The 21,169-nt window shown below is 69.3% G+C and carries 15 protein-coding genes; 7 read left to right on the forward strand and 8 right to left on the reverse strand.

What is annotated here, in order from left to right; all coding sequences use genetic code 11:
• Window positions 1-32: 32 nt before the first annotated feature.
• The 3 genes from GBB76_RS13000 to GBB76_RS13010 all read right to left on the reverse strand — a co-directional run bounded on the left by GBB76_RS13000 (window position 33) and on the right by GBB76_RS13010 (window position 3,597).
• The gene (locus GBB76_RS13000) at window positions 33-455 is read right to left on the reverse strand and encodes an Hsp20 family protein (protein WP_152303695.1); all 423 of its coding nucleotides are present in this window, start codon (window positions 453-455) and stop codon (window positions 33-35) included.
• 186 nt (window positions 456-641) lie between these two features.
• Entirely contained in the window at window positions 642-1,679 is a 1,038-nt protein-coding gene (locus tag GBB76_RS13005; protein ID WP_152303696.1) for a GNAT family N-acetyltransferase, read from the reverse strand.
• A 385-nt stretch (window positions 1,680-2,064) separates the two neighbouring features.
• A complete protein-coding gene (locus GBB76_RS13010) occupies window positions 2,065-3,597 on the reverse strand; it encodes a YifB family Mg chelatase-like AAA ATPase (protein ID WP_152303697.1) in 1,533 nt (510 codons plus the stop codon).
• Between the two features lie 261 nt (window positions 3,598-3,858).
• On the opposite strand from GBB76_RS13010, the gene GBB76_RS13015 reads away from it, so the two are divergent.
• The 6 genes from GBB76_RS13015 (at window position 3,859) to GBB76_RS13040 (ending at window position 11,999) form a co-directional block, all read left to right on the forward strand.
• Window positions 3,859-4,332, forward strand: coding sequence for a formate dehydrogenase subunit gamma (locus GBB76_RS13015; protein ID WP_152303698.1), 474 nt, complete (start codon window positions 3,859-3,861; stop codon window positions 4,330-4,332).
• Window positions 4,329-5,891, forward strand: a complete 1,563-nt coding sequence (locus GBB76_RS13020) for an NADH-quinone oxidoreductase subunit NuoF (RefSeq protein ID WP_152303699.1) — start codon at window positions 4,329-4,331, stop codon at window positions 5,889-5,891. The genes GBB76_RS13015 and GBB76_RS13020 overlap by 4 nt, the downstream gene beginning before the upstream one ends.
• 14 nt (window positions 5,892-5,905) lie before the next feature.
• Window positions 5,906-8,761 (forward strand): formate dehydrogenase subunit alpha, encoded by a 2,856-nt coding sequence (gene fdhF, locus GBB76_RS13025; RefSeq protein ID WP_152303700.1) that lies wholly within the window; start codon window positions 5,906-5,908, stop codon window positions 8,759-8,761.
• Window positions 8,762-8,773: 12 nt separating this feature from the next.
• Window positions 8,774-9,634: a formate dehydrogenase accessory sulfurtransferase FdhD gene (fdhD, locus tag GBB76_RS13030; RefSeq protein ID WP_152303701.1), complete on the forward strand. Its 861-nt coding sequence runs from the start codon at window positions 8,774-8,776 to the stop codon at window positions 9,632-9,634.
• The gene (locus GBB76_RS13035) at window positions 9,624-9,914 is read left to right on the forward strand and encodes a formate dehydrogenase subunit delta (RefSeq protein ID WP_246668912.1); all 291 of its coding nucleotides are present in this window, start codon (window positions 9,624-9,626) and stop codon (window positions 9,912-9,914) included. Before fdhD ends, GBB76_RS13035 begins: the two co-directional genes overlap by 11 nt.
• Before the next feature lie 255 nt (window positions 9,915-10,169).
• Window positions 10,170-11,999 carry a monovalent cation:proton antiporter-2 (CPA2) family protein gene (locus GBB76_RS13040; RefSeq protein ID WP_152303702.1) on the forward strand — a complete coding sequence of 610 codons (1,830 nt, stop codon included), beginning with the start codon at window positions 10,170-10,172 and terminating at the stop codon, window positions 11,997-11,999.
• A 16-nt stretch (window positions 12,000-12,015) separates the two neighbouring features.
• On the opposite strand, the gene GBB76_RS13045 is transcribed toward GBB76_RS13040, so the two are convergent.
• Genes GBB76_RS13045 through gnd form a run of 3 tightly spaced genes read right to left on the reverse strand, consistent with a single transcriptional unit; the run spans window position 12,016 to window position 15,416 of the window.
• Window positions 12,016-12,876 (reverse strand): Cof-type HAD-IIB family hydrolase, encoded by an 861-nt coding sequence (locus GBB76_RS13045; RefSeq protein ID WP_152303703.1) that lies wholly within the window; start codon window positions 12,874-12,876, stop codon window positions 12,016-12,018.
• A complete protein-coding gene (gene zwf / locus GBB76_RS13050) occupies window positions 12,873-14,417 on the reverse strand; it encodes a glucose-6-phosphate dehydrogenase (RefSeq protein ID WP_152303704.1) in 1,545 nt (514 codons plus the stop codon). Before zwf ends, GBB76_RS13045 begins: the two co-directional genes overlap by 4 nt.
• An 18-nt stretch (window positions 14,418-14,435) precedes the next feature.
• Window positions 14,436-15,416 carry a phosphogluconate dehydrogenase (NAD(+)-dependent, decarboxylating) gene (gnd, locus tag GBB76_RS13055; RefSeq protein ID WP_246668913.1) on the reverse strand — a complete coding sequence of 327 codons (981 nt, stop codon included), beginning with the start codon at window positions 15,414-15,416 and terminating at the stop codon, window positions 14,436-14,438.
• A gap of 300 nt (window positions 15,417-15,716) precedes the next feature.
• On the opposite strand from gnd, the gene GBB76_RS13060 reads away from it, so the two are divergent.
• Window positions 15,717-18,701: an HD domain-containing phosphohydrolase gene (locus tag GBB76_RS13060; protein ID WP_162375591.1), complete on the forward strand. Its 2,985-nt coding sequence runs from the start codon at window positions 15,717-15,719 to the stop codon at window positions 18,699-18,701.
• Window positions 18,702-18,713: 12 nt separating this feature from the next.
• Here GBB76_RS13060 and cydB read toward each other — a convergent pair whose 3' ends face one another.
• Both cydB and GBB76_RS13070 read right to left on the reverse strand, forming a co-directional pair.
• Window positions 18,714-19,745 (reverse strand): cytochrome d ubiquinol oxidase subunit II, encoded by a 1,032-nt coding sequence (gene cydB / locus GBB76_RS13065; RefSeq protein WP_152303707.1) that lies wholly within the window; start codon window positions 19,743-19,745, stop codon window positions 18,714-18,716.
• Between the two features lie 2 nt (window positions 19,746-19,747).
• Window positions 19,748-21,166: a cytochrome ubiquinol oxidase subunit I gene (locus tag GBB76_RS13070; protein ID WP_152303708.1), complete on the reverse strand. Its 1,419-nt coding sequence runs from the start codon at window positions 21,164-21,166 to the stop codon at window positions 19,748-19,750.
• Window positions 21,167-21,169: the final 3 nt, after the last annotated feature.

The following is a 21,169-nucleotide window of genomic DNA, read 5'->3' on the forward strand; positions in this document are numbered from 1 at the left end:
GTTGCAGCCGTCGAGACCGGCTTCGGGTTCCCTCATTCCTCGGTCGCTATGGCGATACGCCGAACGATGCGTTCCGGTTCCGGCCGGACCAGATCGACCGACAGAAGGCCGTTCTTCAGATCCGCGCCCAGAACCCGCATGCCGTCGGCCAGCACGAAGGTGCGCTGGAACTGGCGTGCGGCGATGCCACGGTGAAGATAGACCCGCTCGGGCTCCTCGGCCTGGCGGCCCCGGATGACGAGCTCCTTCTCCTCCACCGTCACCTCCAGCTGCTCGCGGGTGAAACCCGCAACCGCCAGGGTGATGCGCAGGCGCTCCGGCTGGCCCGCCGGCGTCACCCGCTCCACATTGTAGGGCGGATAGCCGTCCGAGCCTTTCATGACGCGGTCGAGCGCCCGCTCGACCTCGTCAAAGCCGAGCAGGAAGGGGCTCGACAGCGAGGGAATACGCGACATGCTCCCAAAGTCCTCGTCCAGAAGCGACTTTGCGTGATTGGGACCCGGTCAAGGCATCCCGTTGAGGGAGCATATGGGCAAGCGCGCGGGGCAGCGCAAGACGGGCCCCGCGCCGAAGGCGGGGCCGTTGCTCAGCGGGCCGGGCGGGGTCGATGAAGGCATGCCGGCGCGCGCCGGCGGCCCCGTTCAGGCGGCGTGGCGCTCGCCGTTGACGCCGAAATGGTCGAGATAGCGCGGGCTGATCTTTTCGATCGGCAGCACGATCAGCACGTCGGTGGTGCCGAACTGGTGGTCCACCACGGCGCCGCGGCCGATCTGGGCGCCGAGCCGCAGATAGCCCTTGATGAGCGGCGGCAGCTCGACCAGCGCCGCCTTGGCGTCGACCGCGTCGGCCGCCATCAGATCCATCGCGGCGGCGTGGCGCGGCAGCGCGCTCGCCGACCATTCAGGATCGGTCGGCGCGAAATGGTGGAGAAAGGCGAGCGGGCGGGCGAGGCGGGCCGGATCGGTGCCCTCGATGCTGGCGCAGCCGAACATCACGTCGATGCCGTGGCGGCGCACATAGGCCCAGATGCCGTGCCAGAGCAGCTCCACCGTGCGCTTGTTGCGGTAGGAGGCGAGCACGCAGGAACGGCCCAGTTCGAGGAAGCGCCGGTGCGGGTGGCGCGCCAGCAGCGGGGCGATGTCGAACTCGCCCGCCGTGTAGAAGCCCCCATGCCGGGCGGCGATCTCCTGCCGCAGCAGGCGGTAGGTGCCGACCACGCGGGGCACCCGGCGCCCGCGCACGGTGGTCACGCAGTCATGGTCGAGCACCAGCAGGTGGTCGCAGAAGCCGTCAAAGGCGTCGAAGTCGCGGCGGGCGAGGCGCATGGCGGCGGCGGGGGCGGCCGACATCTCCTCGTAGAACACCTCGTAGCGCAGGCGCTGGGCGCGGCGCACGTCGGCGGCGGTGACGGCGAGCCGCACTTCCAGCGCGCCGATGCGCCCGAGGGTGACCGGACCGGGCTCGCCCCGACTCTCGCGATGGCGCAGTCCCGAATAGGAGCGCAGCGCCGGCATGAAGCGGGAGGGGGCGAAGGCGGCTGGCACCAGCCGGAGCGGCGCCGCCGGAGCGGGGCGCGGGACGAAGGGCATAGAAAGCAGGGGGCGGAAGAAGTCGCGCAGCACGGAAACGCTGGCGGCTGGAGGCGCTTCGACAGTTCCGTCGGCGAGCATCTGCGTCATGATCGGCCCCTCACCTCGTCACATTACAGGCTTTTGTGACAAGAATCACATTTCTCGGACGCCCATGTGACAGCGTGAAACCTGGGGCGACGCGGCGGCCTCGCGGCGGGCTCGGCCACAGGGCCCGGCGCGGGTCCGGTCGAGCATCGACCAAGCTTGGACCAAGCATCGGCCAAGGGTTGGCCGTGGGTCGCCGTGGGATCGACCTCGGATAGGCCATGGCGCGGCGGGCGACGTTTCCCGAGCGGCATCCGACCCGCCGCGAGGGCGCCTGCCTCCCAGGCGCCCGTCTCTCAGCTGCACGCCGCTCAGCTGCCTGCCGCCGGGGGATTCGCGACGCCCGCACGGCACGGGGCGTCAAAGGGGCACGGCCGAACGACCCGGCTCAGGCGGCAGCCGCCGCGCGGTCGGCGGCGGCGCGGTAGGCGAGGGCTTCGGCCAGATGCGCGCGCCCGACCGATTCGGCTCCGGCGAGATCGGCCAGCGTGCGCGCCACCCGGAGCACGCGGTGATAGCCGCGCGCCGAGAGCCGCATCAGCCGCGCCGCATCCGCCAGCAGCGCCGCCCCGGCGGCGTCGGGCGCGGCGATGTCCTCGAGGATCGGCCCGCCCGCCTCGGCATTGGTGTAGAGGTCCGGCCGGCCGAGCGCGAGGAAGCGCTCGCGCTGGAGCTGGCGGGCCTGCGCCACACGCGCGGCCACCATGGCGCTCGGCTCGGAAGGGCCGGGCCGCACCAGATCGACCGCCGCCACCGCCGGCACGTCGAGATGGAGGTCGACCCGGTCGAGGAACGGGCCGGAGAGCCGGGCCTGGTATTCGGCGGCGCAGCGCGGCCCGCGCCGGCAGCTGTGGCCGGGCTCGCCCGCCCGCCCGCAGCGGCACGGGTTCATCGCCGCCACCAGCTGGAAGCGGGCGGGATAGGAGATGCGGTGATTGGCACGGGCGATCACCGCTTCCCCGGTCTCCAGCGGCTGGCGCAGCGAATCCAGCACGGCGGGGGCGAATTCGGGAAGCTCGTCGAGGAACAGCACGCCATTATGGGCGAGCGAGACCTCGCCCGGGCGCGCCCGCATTCCTCCGCCCACCATCGCCGCCATGCTGGCGGAGTGGTGCGGCGCGCGGAACGGCCGGCGGCTGGTGAGGGCGCCGCCTTGCAGCGTGCCGGCCACCGAGGCGATCATCGAGACCTCCAGCAGTTCGGCCGGGGTCAGCGCGGGCAGGATGGAGGGCAGGCGCTGGGCCAGCATCGATTTGCCGGCGCCGGGCGGCCCGCTCAGCAGCAGGTTGTGCCGGCCGGCGGCGGCGATCTCCAGCGCCCGCTTGGCGGTCTCCTGGCCCTTCACGTCGGCAAGGTCCGGTAGGGCGCCGCCGCCGCTCTCCAGCTTCGGCTCGGGACGCCCGAGCGCCTGCCGGCCGGCGAAATGATTGACCAGCTGGATCAGCGAGAGCGGCGCCAGCACCGCCATGTCCGGGCTTGCCCAGGCGGCTTCCGGCCCGCAGGCGGCCGGGCAGATCAGCCCATGGCCGCGCGCATTGGCGCCGATGGCCGCCGGCAGCACCCCGGCCACCGGCGCGATGCGCCCATCGAGCGCCAGCTCGCCTACCACGGTGAAGCCCTCAAGCGCGTCGGCGGGCAGCGCCCCGATCGCCGCCATCAGCCCGAGCGCGATCGGCAAATCGTAATGACTGCCCTCCTTGGGCAGGTCGGCGGGGGCGAGGTTGACGGTGATCCGGCGCGCCGGCAGCGCGAGCCCGGAGGCGATCAGCGCGGCGCGCACGCGCTCCTTGGCCTCGGTGACCGCCTTGTCGGCGAGGCCGACCAGATTGAAGGCCGGCAGGCCCGGGCTCACCTGAACTTGAACGTCCACCGGGCGCGCTTCCACGCCTTCGAACGCGACCGTTGCCACGCGCTGGACCATGCCGCCCCCCGACGATCCGTTCCGCCGATAACGCTGCGCGTCGCGTCAGCCGGCGCGACGGCATCAGATTACGGCGTTGGCACGCGCCGTCAAGAACATTTAGGGAACATATGTCCCGTTCCTGCCGTAAGGGGAGGGTGGGCGCCCGCCCGAATCTGATGATAGAAAAATTCTATCAAGGCACGGAACACCGGAATTGATTTCGTTTGCGGCGCATACGATCCTTCTCTTTGGAAAAGTCTAAAAGAAGGTTCGGGAGAAATGCCGCATTACGAGCCCTGGAGCGAGGAGCGCGCCCGCGCGGTGATCGAGGAGTTCTCTCACCTCGAAGGCCCGCTGATGCCGATGCTCCACGCGGTGCAGGAGACCTTCGGCCATGTGCCGGATGCGGTCGTGCCGATGCTCGCCGATCTGCTGAACGTGTCGCGGGCGGAAGTCCACGGCGTGGTGACGTTCTATCACGATTTCCGCCACGAGCCCGCCGGCCGCCACGTGCTGAAGCTCTGCCGCGCCGAGGCCTGCCAGGCGGCGGGCGGCGACGCGCTTGCCGACCATGCCGAGCACAAGCTGGGCTGCAAGCTCGGCGAGACCACGGCGGACGGGCGCGTCACCGTCGAGCCGATCTATTGCCTCGGCCTGTGCGCCACCGCGCCTTCCGCCATGCTGGACGGGCGCATCGTCGCCCGCCTCACCGAGCGTCGCCTCGACGCGCTGATCGCGGAGGCCCAGTCGTGAGCACCATTCGCATCTACGTTCCCAAGGACGCCTGTGCCATTGCCTGCGGCGCCGACGAGGTGGTCGCCGCCATCGAGGCCGCCGCGCTCAGCCGCCGCCAGCCGGTCGAGATCGTGCGCAACGGCTCGCGCGGCATGCTCTGGCTGGAGCCCCTCGTCGAGGTGGTGACGGCGGAAGGCCGCATCGGCTACGGCCCGGTGTCGGAAGAGGACGTCGAGGGCCTGTTCGAGGCCGGCTTCCTCACCGGCGCCGCCCATGCGCTGCGCATCGGCAAGCCGGAAGAGCATCCCTTCATGGCGAAGCAGACGCGCCTCACCTTCGCGCGCTGCGGCATCGTCGATCCGGCCTCCCTTGCCGATTACCGCGCCCATGGCGGCTATCGCGGCCTCGAGCGGGCGCTGCAGCTCGGCCCCGAGGCGATCATCGAGGAAGTGAAGAAGTCGGGCCTGCGCGGGCGCGGCGGCGCCGGCTTCCCGACCGCCATCAAGTGGAAGACCGTGGCCGACGCCAAGGGCGACCGCAAATACATCGTTTGCAACGCCGACGAGGGCGATTCGGGCACCTTCGCCGACCGCATGATCATGGAAGGCGACCCCTTCGAGCTGATCGAGGGCATGACCATCGCCGGCATCGCAGTGGGCGCCACCAAGGGCTATGTCTACACCCGCTCGGAATATCCGCACGCCATCTGGGCGATGGAGAAGGCGATCGAGGTGGCCCGCGCGCACGGCATGCTGGGCATGAACATCTCCGGCTCGCCCTACAGCTTCGATCTCGAAGTGCGCATGGGCGCCGGCGCCTATGTGTGCGGCGAGGAGACGGCGCTGCTCGACAGCCTCGAGGGCAAGCGCGGCACGGTGCGCGCCAAGCCGCCGTTGCCGGCGCATAAGGGCCTGTTCCAGAAGCCGACCGTCATCAACAACGTGCTCTCGCTCACCGCCGTGCCGCATATCCTGGCCGATGGCGGCGAGTTCTACGCCAATTTCGGCATGGGCCGCTCGCGCGGCACGATGCCGATCCAGATCGCCGGCAATATCCGCTTCGGCGGCCTGTTCGAGACCGCCTTCGGCATCACGCTCGGCGAACTGGTGAACGACATCGGCGGCGGCACCTTCACCGGCAAGCCGGTCAAGGCGGCCCAGGTCGGCGGCCCGCTCGGCGCCTATGTGCCGACCTGGCAGTTCGACCTGCCCTTCGACTACGAGGCCTTCGCGGCCAAGGACGCGCTGATCGGCCATGGCGGTATCGTCGTGTTCGACGAAGACGCCAATCTGGCGAAGATGGCCCGTTTCGCGATGGAGTTCTGCTCGGTCGAGAGCTGCGGCAAGTGCACGCCGTGCCGCATCGGTTCGACGCGCGGCGTCGAGCTGATGGACCGCATCATTGCCGGCGAGCGCGTCGAGGCCAATCTGGCGACGCTCACCGATCTCTGCCAGACGATGAAGCTTGGATCGCTCTGCGCCCTTGGCGGGTTCACACCCTATCCGGTGCTGAGCGCGATGAACCATTTCCCCGAAGAGTTCGGTGCGCCGCCGCGCCGGCTCGAAGCCGCCGAATGAGGAGGACGCCACCCATGTCCCTCGTCCACGAGATCGACTACGGAACGCCGGCCCCCAGGACCGACAAGATGGTCACGCTGACCATCGACGGCATGGAGGTCACCGTGCCGGAAGGTACCTCCATCATGCGCGCGGCGATGGAGATGGGGACCCAGATCCCCAAGCTCTGCGCCACCGATACGCTGGAGGCCTTCGGCTCCTGCCGCCTCTGCCTGATCGAGATCGAGGGCCGCAACGGCACCCCGGCCTCGTGCACGACGCCGGTGGCGCCGGGCATCAAGGTGCATACCCAGACCCCGCGCCTGGCGCAGCTGCGCAAGGGCGTGATGGAGCTCTACATCTCCGATCACCCGCTGGACTGCCTGACCTGCGCCGCCAATGGCGACTGCGAGCTTCAGGACATGGCCGGCGCGGTCGGCCTGCGCGAAGTGCGCTACGGCATGGAAGGCGCGAACCATTTCGCTCCCTCCTCCGAGTTGCTCATGCCGAAGGACGAGTCCAACCCGTACTTCACCTATGACCCGGCCAAGTGCATCGTCTGCAATCGCTGCGTGCGCGCCTGCGAGGAAGTTCAGGGCACCTTCGCGCTGACCATTTCCGGCCGCGGCTTCGATTCGCGCGTCTCGCCCGGCCAGTCCGAGCCCTTCCTGACCTCCGAGTGCGTGTCCTGCGGCGCCTGCGTGCAGGCCTGCCCGACCGCCACCCTCTCCGAGAAGCGCCTCATCGACATCGGCACGCCCGAGCATTCGGTGGTGACGACCTGCGCCTATTGCGGCGTCGGCTGTACCTTCAAGGCGGAAATGCGCGGCCAGGAAGTGGTGCGCATGGTGCCGTGGAAGGACGGCAAGGCCAATCGCGGCCATAGCTGCGTCAAGGGCCGCTTCGCCTGGGGCTACGCCACCCATCAGGACCGCATCCTCAAGCCGATGATCCGCGCCAAGGTCACCGACCCGTGGCGGGAAGTGTCGTGGGAGGAGGCGATCTCCTACACGGCCACCGAGCTCAAGCGCATCCAGGACACCTATGGCCGCAAGTCCGTGGGCGGCATCACCTCCTCGCGCTGCACCAATGAGGAAGCCTATCTCGTCCAGAAGATCATCCGCGCCGGCTTCGGCACCAACAATGTCGACACCTGCGCGCGCGTCTGCCACTCGCCGACCGGCTATGGCCTGAATCAGGCCTTCGGCACCTCGGCGGGCACGCAGGACTTCGATTCGGTCGAGGATTCCGACGTCATCCTCGTCATCGGCGCCAACCCGACCGACGGCCACCCGGTGTTCGGCTCGCGCATGAAGAAGCGGCTGCGCCAGGGCGCCAAGCTGATCGTCGTCGATCCGCGCCGCATCGACCTCGTGCGCTCGCCGCACATCAAGGCCGATTTCCACCTGCCGCTGCAGCCGGGCACCAACGTCGCCATCGTCACCGCGCTGGCCCATGTCGTCGTCACCGAGGGTCTGGTGAACGAAGCCTATGTGCGCCAGTTCTGCGACTGGGACGAGTTCCAGGACTGGGCCGAGTTCGTCGCCGATCCGCGTCATTCGCCCGAGGAAGTCGAGAAGCTCTCCGGCGTGCCGGCCGAGATGATCCGCGGCGCCGCCCGCCTCTATGCCACCGGCGGCAATGCGGCGATCTATTACGGCCTCGGCGTCACCGAGCACTCGCAGGGCTCGACGACCGTCATGGCCATCGCCAACCTCGCCATGGCGACCGGCAATATCGGCCGCCGCGGCGTCGGCGTGAACCCGCTGCGCGGCCAGAACAACGTGCAGGGCTCGTGCGACATGGGCTCGTTCCCGCATGAGCTGCCGGGCTACCGCCACATCTCCGACGACGCCACCCGCGCCACCTTCGAGGCGATGTGGGGCCGCCCGCTCGATGCCGAGCCCGGCCTGCGCATCCCGAACATGCTGGACGCCGCCGTCGACGGCACCTTCAAGGCGATCTACATCCAGGGCGAGGACATCCTCCAGTCCGACCCGGACACCCACCACGTCGCCTCGGGCCTCGCGGCGATGGAACTCGTCATCGTGCAGGACCTGTTCCTGAACGAGACGGCCGCCTACGCCCACGTCTTCCTGCCGGGCTGCACCTTCCTCGAGAAGGACGGCACCTTCACCAATGCCGAGCGCCGCATCCAGCTCGTGCGCAAGGTGATGGCGCCGAAGAACGGCTATGGCGACTGGGAGGTCACCCAGCTCCTCGCCCGCGCCATCGGCCTCGACTGGAACTACACCCACCCCTCGCAGATCATGGACGAGATCGCGGCGCTGACCCCGACCTTCGCCGGCGTCTCGTTCCAGCGGCTCGACGAGCTTGGTTCGGTGCAGTGGCCCTGCAACGACGCCAATCCCGAGGGCATGCCGATCATGCACATCAACGGGTTCGCGCGCGGCAAGGGCAAGTTCGTCGTCACCGAATATGTGCCGACCGACGAGCGCACCGGCGCCCGCTTCCCGCTGCTGCTCACCACCGGCCGCATCCTCAGCCACTACAATGTCGGCGCGCAGACCCGCCGCACGGAGAACGTGGCGTGGCACCCGGAGGACGTGCTGGAGATCCACCCGCACGATGCCGAACAGCGCGGCGTGCGCGACGGCGACTGGGTGCGCATCGACAGCCGCGCCGGCTCGACCACGCTGCGCGCGGAGATCACCGACCGCGTGGCGCCGGGCGTCGTCTACACCACCTTCCACCACCCGACGACGCAGGCCAACGTCGTGACCACGGACTTCTCGGACTGGGCGACCAACTGCCCCGAGTTCAAGGTCACGGCCGTGCAGATCGCGCGTTCGAACGGCCCGTCCGAGTGGCAGGAGGACTATGACGAGTTCACCCGCCAGAGCCGCCGCATCGCCGTCGCGGCGGAGTGATCGGGGGGCGAGATGATCCCGCCGGTCGTCCGTGTCGAACGCCTTGCCGTCACCCCTTCCGGGGCGACGGCGGGCGAACGGGCCATCCCCGAGGAGACGCCGGTCGCCATCGTTCATAACGGCTCGACCTATGCCGTGATGATGGCGACGCCGGCCGATCTCGAGGATTTCGGCTACGGCTTCAGCCTGACCGAGGGCGTCATCGGCGCCCTTTCCGACGTCGAGCAGATCGAGACGCTGGAATTCGACGAGGAGTCGGGCGCCGTCGGCGTCGAGATCAGGCTCTGGCTGACGGACGAGCGCGCCGGCGCGCAGGTCGCCCGCCGCCGGCAGATCGCCGGTCCCACCGGCTGCGGCTTGTGCGGCGTCGAAAGCCTGGAACTGGCCGTCAAGCCGGCGAAGTCGGTCCCTGCGGGCCGGCGATTCACGGCGGCGGAGATTTCCCGTGCGGTGGCCTCGCTGCCCCCGGCCCAGCGTCTCAACCATGAGACGCGCGCGGTGCACGCCGCTGCCTTCTGGGACCCGGCGGCCGGGCCCGACGGCGAACTGGTCGCGCTGCGCGAGGATGTCGGGCGTCACAACGCGCTCGACAAGCTGGTCGGCCATCTCGTGCGCAGCGGGCGCGACGCCAGCCAGGGCATCGTGCTGCTGACAAGCCGGGTGTCCATCGAGATGGTGCAGAAGACCGCCATGCTCGGCGCCGGCGTGCTGGTGGCGGTGTCCGCGCCCACCGCGCTTGCTGTGCGCACCGCCGACAAGGCGGGCCTGACCCTCGCGGCGATCGCCCGCGACGACGGATTCGAAGTGTTTACCCACCCCCATCGCATCGAGCTTGGCGGGGCAGAACAGGAGCTAGTCGCCCATGTCGGCTAATACGATGGACCGGCTCGTCTACATGGCGAACCAGATCGGCACCTTCTTCTCGTCGCAGAAGCACGACAAGGCCGTTCCCGGCATCGCCAAGCACATCAAGGATTTCTGGGATCCGCGCATGCGCGCGCGGATGGAGGATCACATCCTCGGCGGCGGCGCCGGCCTGCTGCCCATCGTGCTCGAGGCGCTGAAGACGCTCCCGCCGGTCAAGCGCGACACCATTCCCGCCCCGCGCCCCACGCTCGACCCGCCCGGCCCGACGGCGACGCATCACCACTGAGCAGCCGGGACCGGCTGGCCTGATTGGCGGGGACGGTGCGCGCGGCGTGCCGTCCCCGCCGCCGTTTGGAAGGCACGCTTCCCTAGCGGCATGAGGCGTCGTGGGTTTTCCGGCCGAAAAAATCGCCGAAACGCCCGACCGAAGCGCAAAACTTTCCATCCCGACCACGCTTCCGCCATGCGGCGGCGGCATCCGATCCTGTAGCATGGTCCCGAAGCGCGGGACTTGATCGCGGGGGCGGGAGACGGCCGGTCGATGCACGACGACGGACACGGATTGCTGCTCGGGGCCCTGGTGTTTCTCGCCACTGCCGTTGTCGCGGTTCCCATCGCGCGCCGGCTCGGCCTGTCGCCCATTGTCGGCTACATCCTCGCCGGCGTCGCCATCGGCCCTTCGGGCGTCGGCGTGTTCAAGGATCCCGAGCGGATCATCACCGTCGCCGAGATCGGCGTCGTGCTGCTGCTGTTCATCATCGGCCTGGAGCTGCAGTTCTCCCGCCTGCTGGCCCTGCGGCGGGCCATCTTTGGGCTCGGCACGGCGCAGCTCGCCTTCAGCGGCGCCGCCATCGCGGTGCTGACCCATTATGCCGGCAGCGGATTCGACTGGCGCGCCTCGCTGGTGGCGGGCCTTGCCCTCGCTCTGTCGGCGACCTCCATCGCGCTGCAATTGCTGGAGGAAAAGAGCGGCCTCACCCAGCCCTACGGCCAGCGCGCCTTCGGCGTGCTGCTGTTCCAGGACATGGCGATCGTGCCGCTGCTGGCCCTGCTGCCGCTGCTCGCGCCGAGCGGGCACGAGGCCAGCAGCTTTTCCGAATCGGTGAGCCATGTCGCGCTGGTGATCGGCGCGCTCGTCCTCATCATCGCCATTGGCCGCTACCTGCTCACCCCGTTCTTCCGCATTCTCGCCCATTCCGGCGCGCGCGAGGTGATGACGGCGGCCGCACTGCTGGTGGTGCTGGGCGCCGGCGCACTGATGGCGGCGGCGGGCATGTCGATGGCGCTCGGCGCCTTCCTGGCCGGCGTGCTGCTGTCCGAATCGAATTTCCGCCACGAGCTGGAAGCCAATATCGACGCCTTTCGCGGCCTGCTGATCGCGCTGTTCTTCATGGGCGTCGGCATGTCGATGAATCTCGACGTCGTCCTCGCCAACGCGCCATTGCTCATCGCCGGCACGCTGCTCGTCACGCTGGTGAAGGCGGTGTCGGTCTGGGCGGTGTTCCGCTTCTCCGACAGTACCCGGGCGGACGCGGTCCGTTCCGCCTCGGTGCTGACCCCGGCGGGTGAATTCTCCTTCGTGCTGTTTCCGCTGGCGCTCAGCCTCGGCTTCATCGACGACCGCCAGTCGGACATGCTGGCCGCCTGCGCAGCGATGACCATGCTGCTCGGTCCGCCGATCGCGCTGGTCGGCGAGCGCCTCGCCCGCCGGCTGGACCGCCGGCCGGCCAGCCTGCCGATGGACGATTTCGGCGATGCCAAGGGTTCCGTCCTGGTGGTCGGCTTCGGCCGCTTCGGCCAGATCGCCTCGCAATGCATGCTGGCGCAGGGGCTCGACGTCACCATCATCGACAATGACGTGGAGATGATCCAGAGCGCCGGCCGCTTCGGATTCCGCATCTATTACGGCGACGGCACCCGGCTCGACGTGCTGCGCGCGGCCGGGGCCGAGCGGGCGCGGGTGGTCGCGGTCTGCGTCGACCGGCGCGAGACGGCCGACCGCATCGTCGACATCATCCGCGCCAACATGCCCGACGTGCGCCTGCATGTGCGGGCCTTTGACCGCAACCACGCGGTGGCGCTGCGCACGCGCAATGTCGACTACGAGATCCGCGAGACCTTCGAATCGGCCCTCGCCTTCGGAGAGGCGACCCTGCGCGCCAACGGTTTCGACGCCGCCACGGCGCAGGCCACCATCGAGGATGTGCGCCAGCGCGACCTGGAGCGCCTGATGCGCCAGATGGCCGAGGGCGAGGATCGCGGTCCGCTGCCCCTCGAGCCGGAGCCGCTCATCGTGCCCGGGCGCATGGCGCGCCCGCTCAACCCGGAGGCGGAGGACGCGCTCAAGCACGAGACCGAATTCTCGTCCTGAGCGGCGCCCGTCGTCGTCAGGCGCCGGCGGCGCGCGGCAGCACGAACCGTTCGATTGCCGCCGCCACGCCGTCCTCGGCATTGCTCAGCGTCTCGAAATGGGCGCGCGCCTTCACCTCGTCAGCGGCATTGCCCATGGCGATGGAAAGCCCGCCGACCTCGAACATGGGCAGGTCGTTGGCCATGTCGCCGATCACCGCCACCTCGTCCAGCGCCACGCCATAGAGCCGGGCGAAGGCGCGCACCGCATAGCCCTTGTCGGTGCCGGGCGGGGTGAGGTCGAGATATTTGGCCTGCGAGCGCCGCGCCGTGGCGCCCTCCCCGACCAGGGCCTGCAGCTCCGGCTCGCTCGCCGCCAGCATGTCGAAGTCGGTGGAGGAGAACACGATCTTGCCGGCGCGGGTCACGTGGTCGCCGAAGTCGCTCACCACGGTCGGCGGGAAGGCGACGGTGCGGGTCTCCCCGGCGACATAGGGATTTTCAGGGTCGGCGATGTACCACTCATTGTCGGCGAACACCCAGACATAGGCGCCGCGCGGGGCCATCATGGCGATGCCCTCGCGCACCGCCCCGGCGGCGATGAGGTGCTCTTCCAGCACGCTGAAGTCGCCGCGCAGGATCGAGCCGCCGTTGAAGCCGCCGAACAGGTCGAGGTTCAACGCGTCGACGAGCAGCTTCATGCCGCGCGGCGGGCGGGCCGAGACGGCGGCGAAGGCGACGCCGGCGGCGCGCAGGCGGCGCACCGCCTCCACCGTCGCGGGGGCGACCGCCTTCTCGCGGTTCACCAGCGTGCCGTCGACATCCGACACCATCAGGCGGATGCGCGAGGAGGGTGCCGTTTTCGTCGGGGATGTGGGTTGGGGAGCGGTCTCGCTCATCGCGGGCGGTCCCTTTCAAGCGGAAGCCACTGGAAGCCGTCCTGCGCCAGCATCACGTCGGCCATGGCCGGTCCGCTGGAGCCGGCCGAGTAGAACTGCACCTCGTCCTCGCCGCCGGAGACCGCCTCGATGATCGGCTCCACCGCCTCCCATCCGGCCTCGATCGTGTCGGCCCGCTGGAACAGGGTGGGGTCGCCGCACAGGCAGTCATAGATCAGCGTCTCGTAGCCGGTGCTCGGGGCCGCCTTGAAGTAGTCGGCATATTTGAAGTCCATCTCGACATCCGACAGCCGCACCTTGCGGCCCGGCACCTTGGCGGCGAAACGCAGCGAGACGCCTTCGTCCGGCTGCACGTGGATCACCATCAGGTTCGGCTTCAGCGCGGTCGGCAGGTGGCGGAACAGCACCCCCGGCGCCCGCTTGAACTGGATGGCGATCTCGGTGCGGCGCACGGCCAGCGCCTTGCCGGTGCGGACATAGAAGGGCACGCCGTTCCAGCGCCAGGAATCGACGAAGCACTTCAGCGCCACATAGGTCTCGGTCCGGCTGTCGGGGGCGACGTCCTTTTCGTCGCGGTAGTTCTTCACCGCCTCGCCATTGACGAAGCCGGCGCGGTACTGCCCGCGCACCGCCGCGCCGATGGCGTCGGAAGGCTTCATGTGGCGGATGGCCTCGATCACCTTGGTCTTCTCGGTACGCACCGCGTCGGCATCGAAGGAGTTCGGCGGCTCCATCGCCGTCATGGCGAGGAGCTGGAACATGTGGTTCGGCACCATGTCGCGCAGCGCCCCGGTGGCGTCGTAGAAACGCCCGCGCTGCTCCACCCCCACCGTTTCGGCGGCGGTGATCTGCACATGGTCGATATATTCCTTGCTCCAGATCGGCTCGAAGATGCCGTTGCCGAAGCGCAGCGCCATCATGTTCTGCACCGTTTCCTTGCCGAGGAAATGGTCGATCCGGTAGATCTGGCGCTCGTCGGCCACCGCCAGCAGGCGGCGGTTGAGCGCCTTGGCGGAGGGCATGTCCGCACCGAAGGGCTTCTCCACCACCACATGGCGGAAGGCCGGCGCCTCCTCCTTCAGCAGGCCGGCGGCGCCGAGCTGCTCGGAGATGGTGGCGAAGAAGCGCGGCGCCACGGCGAGGTAGAACACCGCGTTGGCGGTCTGCGCCTTGCGCTGGTCCAGCCGCTCGCGGATGCGCCCATAGGTGGCAGGGTCCTCGAAATCGCCGGAGACGTAGCCGATGCGCTCCATCAGCCAGCGCCAGGTGTCGCCCGAGGTGTCGAGCGAGCCGGGGAGCTTGGCCACCTCGTCGGTCAGATAGGCGCGGTAGTCCTCCTCGCTCTGCTCGATATGATCGACGCCGATGATGGAGAAGGCGTCGTCCAGCACGCCCTCATGGGCGAGGTTGTAGAGCGAGGGCAGCAGCAGGCGCTTGGTCAGGTCTCCCGACGCGCCGAAGATGAAGAAGGTGGAGGCCGGTGCCGGCGCCGTGTCGGGCGCCAGAACCTTCTGGCCGAGGACGACAGTCTCGCTTCCCATGGAACGCTTGCCCGCCCGTCACTTATTCTTGAATTCGGTATGGCCGCCGAACTGGAAGCGCATGGCCGACAGCAGCTTCTCGCCGAAGGTGTGGTCCTGGCGCGAGCGGAAGCGGGTGTAGAGCGCGGCCGAGAGCACCTCGGCCGAGACCGCCTCCTCGATCGCCGCCATCACCGTCCAGCGGCCCTCGCCCGAATCGGCGACTTCGCCGGGGAAGTCGCTGAGGCTCTCATCCTTGGTGAGCGCGATGGCGGAGAGGTCGAGCAGCCAGGAGGAGACCACGCTGCCGCGCCGCCAGACCTCGGCGACGTCCGCCATGTCGAGCGTGAAGCGCTCATTCTCGGGCAGGGCCTCGGAGTTCTTCTTCTTCAGGATCTCGAAGCCCTCGGCATAGGCCTGCATCAGGCCGTACTCGATGCCGTTATGGACCATCTTGACGAAATGGCCGGAGCCGGCCGGCCCGCAATGCATGTAGCCCTGCTCGACGCGCGTGTCGCGGCCCTCGCGGCCGGGGGTGCGGGGAATCTCGCCGATCCCGGGCGCCAGCGCGGCGAGGATCGGGTCGATGTGGTCCACCGCTCCCTTGGTGCCGCCGACCATCATGCAGTAGCCGCGCTCCAGCCCCCAGACGCCGCCGGAGGTGCCGACGTCGACATAGTGGATGCCGGTCGGCTCCAGCTCGGCGGCGCGGCGGATGTCGTCCTTGTAGAAGGTGTTGCCGCCATCGATGATGATGTCGCCCGGCGACATCATCCCGGCGAGCGTGGCGATGGTCGTCTCGGTCGGGCCGCCGGCGGGCAGCATCACCCAGACCGCGCGCGGCGCGTCGAGCTTGCCGATCAGGTCGGCGAGATCGCTGGCGGGCAGATTGCCCTCGGCGCCGAGTTCCTTCACCGCGGCCTCGTTGCGGTCCCACACCACGCACTCATGGCCGGCCTTGGTGAGCCGGCGCGCGATGTTTCCCCCCATGCGGCCAAGGCCGATGATTCCGAGCTGCATCAGTTCTCTCCCGAACCCGCGCCGGCGGTGCGGGGACGGGTGCGTCCCTGCCGGCGTCCGTTGCATTCAACGCGAATGTCTACGCCAAGCCTATGCCGGGCATGCGACAATTGGAACGGGTCGTCGAGGGCGGATGCGCGGGCCGTGCAGCGACGGGTTCGCGTCACGACTCCGGCCGTGCATTCGCGCCATCGGCCCGTCTCTGGCAAATCCGCTTGTGTCGGTACGAAATCCCTTCTTAATTCGAAACGCAGCGCAGGCGGGCGGCCGTCGGTCAACGTCTCCGGGAGTCTGGTGCGTATGGTCAAGAGGCGTCTCGACACCCATCTGGCACTGGTGTTCGGCATCACCGTCACCATTGCGCTCGTCGGAATCATCCTCTTCGTCAACAATCGCGCCGCGCTGATCCTCCAGAACGCCACGGGGATCCTGTTCTCCCGCATGGCGGGCGAAAGCCGCTCGCATATCGACAAGAGCTTCAACACGCTCGACATGCTGACGCGGGTCTTCGCCGCCGAGCCGGAACTCGCCACGCCCGAGATCGTCGACGGGAAGGCCCTGCTGCGCCGGCTGAGCATCGTGATGGACACGATGCCCTACACCTCGGCCATCTATGTCGGCTACGACAATGGTGACTTCCTCCTGTTGCGCCACCTCACCTCGGCGGAGGCGCGGCGCACGCTGGAGGCGGGCGAGGACGCCGCCTATTTCGCGCAGATGATCCGCCAGGGGCCGAACGGCCCGGAAGTCTCGCTGAACTTCCTCGATGGCGCGCTGCGCCTTGTCGGCACGCTGGACCGGCCGGACTTCACCTACGATCCGCGCCAGCGTGGATGGTACAACGACGCCATGAACGATCCGGGCACGGTGCTCACCGCGCCCTACCGCTTCTTCGTGACCTCCGAGATCGGCGTGACCATCGCGCACCGGCTGGACAGCGGGCGCGGCGTCATCGGCATCGACCTCAGCCTCGCCGACCTGTCGAACGAGTTGTGGCGGATGCGCAGCACGCCGTCCACCGAGATCCTGATCGCCAGCAGCGACGGCACCGTCATCGCCGCCAGCGACCCGCTGGCGGCGCTGCCCGGTTCCGCCCGCAACCGGCCCGATCATGGCGAGGCCGCCCGGCGGACCGTGCCCGCGATCGTGCCGATGCTGCTGCGGGCGATCCGCGCCACGCCGGCGGCCAGCGAATCGGATGTCGTCACCGAAAGCGGTCGCAGCTGGCTGATGCATGTCGAGCCGCTGAAGTCCGGGCCATGGTCCTTCGCCATGGCGGTCGCCATGCCGCATGACGAGATCATGGCGGGCGTGCGCAGCCTGGTGGCGACGCTGGGCTGGATCAGCCTGGCGCTGATCGTGTTCGTCGTCGCCGCCATCCGCCTCGCTGCGCGGGCGGTGAGCCGGCCGCTGATGTCGATCGCCCGCGAGGCGGCGACCATCCAGTCCTTCAACTTCCGGCAGGAACCGGAAGGCATCCACTCCTCGGTGGAGGAGATCGACACGCTCTCTCGCGCCATCCGAAATGCGCGCCTCACCATCCAGCGCTTCATCGAGATCGGCGAGACCCTCGCGGCCGAGCGCGATCCCGACCGGCTGGTCGACCGGCTGCTGAGCGAGACCATCAACATCACCGGCGCGGAGGCGGGCCTCATCCTGCTGCGGGAGGCGGCCAGCGACAGCTTCACGGTGGTCCTGCGCCGGGCGGGCGCGGGGGAAGCCTCGCCGCCGATGCGGATCGACGCCCGTGGCGGCGGCATCGCCGAGCGCATCAATCATGCGCTGGCACGCAAGGTGATCACCCATTTCGACATTGTCGATCTTAGCGGGGACGAGGTGGGGAAAAAACTTCTCGGCGATCTGACGCTGGCGCCCGACCAGGTGCTGCGCCACGCCGTCATCCCGCTGCTCGACCGTGGCGAGACGGTGATCGGGGCGCTGGTGCTGATCAGCCGCGCCCGGCACGAGGACACGATCTCCGAAGACCATCTCGACCTGGCCCGCGCGCTGTCCGGCAATGCGGCGGTGGCGATCGAGACCACGCTGGCGCTGCAGGCCCGCAAGGCGCTGCTGGATGCGGTCATCCGCATGATCGCGCAGGCGATCGACGCCAAGTCGCCCTACACCAATGGCCATTGCCAGCGCGTGCCGGTGCTCACCCAGGCGCTCGCCCGCGCCGCCTGCGCGGCCCGCGAGGGGCCGTTCGCCTCCTTCGACCTCTCGCCGGAGGAGTGGGAGGCGGTCGACGTGGCGAGCTGGCTGCACGATTGCGGCAAGCTGACCACGGCCGAATACGTCATCGACAAGTCGACCAAGCTGGAGACCATCACCGACCGCATCCACGAGGTGCGCATGCGCTTCGAGGTGATGAAGGCCAATGCGGAGACGGCCTACTGGAAGGGCATCGCGGAGGGGGGCGACGAGGCCGCGCTGCGCGCCGCCCGCGATGCCGCGTGGGAACGGATCGACGACGACTTCGCCTTCGTGGCCGAATGCAATCTCGGCGGCGAGGCGATGGAGCCGGGCCGGCTCGCCCGCCTCGCGCGCATCGCCCGCCAGACCTGGACCCGTACGCTGGACGACCGGCTGGGCATCTCGGCGGCCGAGCGCCAGCGCCGCGCCGTCGAACCCGCAACGCCGCTGCCGGCGCAGGAGCCGGTGCTCGCGGACGCGCCGCATCACATCATCCCGCATTTCCGCAACGACCTCGACACGATGGAAGCGGGTGCGGGCTTCACGCTGGAGCGGCCGGCGAACCGGCTCAATCTCGGCGAGATCTACAACCTCTCCATCGGGCGCGGCACGCTGACCGCCGAGGAGCGCTACGAGATCAACCGCCACATCACCCGCACCATCCTCATGCTGGAGGCGCTGCCGCTGCCGGGCGCGCTCACCCACGTGCCCGAATATGCCGGCGGCCACCATGAGCACATGGACGGCACCGGCTATCCCCGCAGCCTGACCCGCGACGAGATGAGCCCGATCGCCCGCATGATGGCGATCGCCGACGTGTTCGAGGCGCTCACCGCCGGCGACCGGCCCTATCGCAAGGCCAAGACGCTGAGCGAGGCGATCCGCATCATGGGTTACATGAAGCGCGACAACCATCTCGACCCCGACCTGCTCGACCTGTTCCTCAGCTCCGGCCTGTGGCGCGACTATGCCGAGCGCCATCTCGACGCCGCCCAGCGGGACGAGCCCGACATCGCCGCGGTGCTCGCCATCCGCCCGCGCGGCGAGGCGGCTTCGCCCTCCGCCGCGTCCTCCTCCGCCGCGTCGGCCTGAGCGCGGCGCCCGCTAGTGGGCGCCGCCGTAGCCGGTTCCGTGCGCCGTGGTCTTGCCGCGGAACACCCAATAGGCGTGCGCCTGATAGGCCAGCACGACCGGCAGGATGATCGCGAGCCCCACGGCGATGAAGGCCAGCGTCTGCGGATCAGCGGCGCCGTCCCACACCGTCACCTGGCGCGGCACCACATAGGGCCACAGGCTGACCACCAGCCCGACCAGCCCGAGCGCGAAGACGGCGAGCGCCAGCAGGAAGGTGCGCGGCTCGGCGCCCTCCCAGATGCCGCGCCAGATCGCCACCAGCACGCCGGCGGTGACGAGCGGCACCGGGGCGAGCAGCAGGAGGTTCGGGAAGCTGAACCAGCGCGCCGCCACTTCCGGCACGGCGAGCGGGCTCCACGCGCTCACCAGTGCCATCAGGACGGCGGTGAGGATCAGCGCGGCGCGGGCGATCTCGCGGGCGAAGACTTGGGTCGGCCCTTGCGTCTTCCAGATCAGCCAGCCGGCGCCGATCAGCGCGTAGCCGCCGATCAGGCCGACGCCGCACAGCAGGCCCAGCACGCTGAGGAAGCTGAACGGCCCTCCGGCGAACATGCCGTTCTCCATCGGCACGCCCTCGATCAGCCCGCCGAGAACGAGCCCCTGGCACAGCGTCGCGACGATGGAGCCGGCGGCGAAGGCGATGTCCCACAGGAAGCGGTAGCGCGTCGCCTGCAGCCGGAATTCGAAGGCGATGCCGCGAAAGATCAGCGCGAACAGCATGAACATGATCGGCAGGTAGAAGGCCGGCAGCAGCACGTAATAGCCGGCCGGGAAAGCGGCGAGCAGCAGCGTGCCGCCCATCACCAGCCAGGTCTCGTTGCCGTCCCACACCGGCTCGATGGTCGCCATCATCAGGTCGCGGTCCTCCTCGCGCGGGGCGGCGAGGAAGACGATGCCGACGCCGAGGTCGAGGCCGTCGGCGAGCACGTAGACGGTGACGCAGAAGGCGGCGACCGCCGCGAAGACCAGCGGCACGTGCGGGCCCTGCATGAGTTCGGTCATGGTCACGCTCCTGCCTGTTCGAGGGTCGGGGGGACGAGGGAGTCGACATTGGTGCGGTCGAGGCCGGGATGCTCGCGTGTCGGCGGCGAGCTATCGGCCGGCCCCCTCAGCGCCACGCGGGCGGCGAACCACAGGAAGGCGAGCAGCAGGACGTTGTAGACCGCGAAGAAGATCAGCAGGCTCGCCGTCACCGCCCCGGCGCTCACCGGCGCCACCGCGTCGGCGGTGCGCAGATGGCCGTAGACGATCCAGGGCTGGCGGCCCGCCTCGGTCACGGTCCAGCCCGCCAGAACCCCGATGAAGCCGAGCGGGGTCGTCGCCATGGCAAGGATCTGGAACCAGCCTGTCGCGAACAGCCGGCCGCGCAGGCGCAGCACCAGCCCGGCGAGCGCGGTGGCCAGCAGCACAAGGCCGATGCCGACCATGATTCGGAAGGCGAAGAACACCACCGGCACGTTGGGCTGGTCGGCCGGCGGCACGGTCTTCAGGCCCTGCACCTCGCCATCCCAGCTATGGGTGAGGTAGAGGCTGGCGAGATGGGGGATGTCGAGCGCGAAGAGGTTCTTCTGCGCGCCCTGGTCCGGCCAGGCGATCACCGTCATGGCGGGGCCCTTCGTGGTGTCCCACAGGCCCTCCATGGCGGCGAGCTTCACCGGCTGCTCCACAAGCGTGTTGCGCCCGTGCAGGTCGCCGAGCACGATCTGCGTCGGCGCCAGCACCAGCGCCAGCCACATGGCCAGCGAGAAGGCGGTGCGCGAGGCGGCCAGATGCTGCCCGCGCCAGAGGTGGAAGGCCGAGACCCCGGCCACCACGAAGGCGCCGGTGAGGAAGCTGGCGCACACCATGTGGGCGAGGCGATAGGGGAAGGAGGCGGTGAACACCGCCTGCCACCAGTCGGTGACGTGGAAAATGCCCCGCGTGTCGGCCACCGCCCCGCCCGGCGTCTGCATCCAGCTATTGGCGGCGATGATCCAGGTGGCGCTGAACAGCGCGCCGCAGGCCACCATCAGGCAGGCGAAGCTGTGCGCGGCCTTCGACACCCGCCCCTCGCCGAACAGCATGATGCCGATGAAGCCGGCCTCCAGGAAGAAGGCGGTCAGCGCCTCGTACATGAACATGGGGCCGATGACGTTGGAGACCGACCGCGAGAAGCCGGCCCAGTTGGTGCCGACCTCGTAGCTCAGCACGATGCCGGTGATCACGCCCATGCCGAAGCCAAGGGCGAAGATGCGCGTCCAGAAGCGCATCAGGTCGCGATAGACGACATTGCCGGTGCGCCACCACAGCACGCTCAGCAGGGCGACGAACCAGGCGATGCCGATGGAGAGCGTCGGCCACAAAATGTGGAAGCCGACGGTGAAGGCGAACTGCGCGCGCGAAAGGTCGACCGCGAGGGAGGAGGCGAGAGCGGACGTTTCCATGGC

This window comes from Ancylobacter sp. TS-1 (genome assembly GCF_009223885.1).
Lineage (GTDB): Bacteria > Pseudomonadota > Alphaproteobacteria > Rhizobiales > Xanthobacteraceae > Ancylobacter.

What these genes read in the sequence shown, in the direction of transcription:
- cydB (WP_152303707.1), bottom strand. Translation starts at nt 19,745, where the DNA reads ATGACCGAACTCATGCAGGGCCCGCACGTGCCGCTGGTCTTCGCGGCG.
- GBB76_RS13035 (WP_246668912.1), top strand. Translation starts at nt 9,624, where the DNA reads ATGTCGGCTAATACGATGGACCGGCTCGTCTACATGGCGAACCAGATC.
- GBB76_RS13060 (WP_162375591.1), top strand. Translation starts at nt 15,717, where the DNA reads ATGGTCAAGAGGCGTCTCGACACCCATCTGGCACTGGTGTTCGGCATC.
- GBB76_RS13005 (WP_152303696.1), bottom strand. Translation starts at nt 1,679, where the DNA reads ATGACGCAGATGCTCGCCGACGGAACTGTCGAAGCGCCTCCAGCCGCC.
- GBB76_RS13000 (WP_152303695.1), bottom strand. Translation starts at nt 455, where the DNA reads ATGTCGCGTATTCCCTCGCTGTCGAGCCCCTTCCTGCTCGGCTTTGAC.
- gnd (WP_246668913.1), bottom strand. Translation starts at nt 15,416, where the DNA reads ATGCAGCTCGGAATCATCGGCCTTGGCCGCATGGGGGGAAACATCGCG.
- fdhD (WP_152303701.1), top strand. Translation starts at nt 8,774, where the DNA reads ATGATCCCGCCGGTCGTCCGTGTCGAACGCCTTGCCGTCACCCCTTCC.
- GBB76_RS13015 (WP_152303698.1), top strand. Translation starts at nt 3,859, where the DNA reads ATGCCGCATTACGAGCCCTGGAGCGAGGAGCGCGCCCGCGCGGTGATC.
- GBB76_RS13040 (WP_152303702.1), top strand. Translation starts at nt 10,170, where the DNA reads ATGCACGACGACGGACACGGATTGCTGCTCGGGGCCCTGGTGTTTCTC.
- GBB76_RS13045 (WP_152303703.1), bottom strand. Translation starts at nt 12,876, where the DNA reads ATGAGCGAGACCGCTCCCCAACCCACATCCCCGACGAAAACGGCACCC.
- fdhF (WP_152303700.1), top strand. Translation starts at nt 5,906, where the DNA reads ATGTCCCTCGTCCACGAGATCGACTACGGAACGCCGGCCCCCAGGACC.
- GBB76_RS13070 (WP_152303708.1), bottom strand. Translation starts at nt 21,166, where the DNA reads ATGGAAACGTCCGCTCTCGCCTCCTCCCTCGCGGTCGACCTTTCGCGC.
- zwf (WP_152303704.1), bottom strand. Translation starts at nt 14,417, where the DNA reads ATGGGAAGCGAGACTGTCGTCCTCGGCCAGAAGGTTCTGGCGCCCGAC.
- GBB76_RS13010 (WP_152303697.1), bottom strand. Translation starts at nt 3,597, where the DNA reads ATGGTCCAGCGCGTGGCAACGGTCGCGTTCGAAGGCGTGGAAGCGCGC.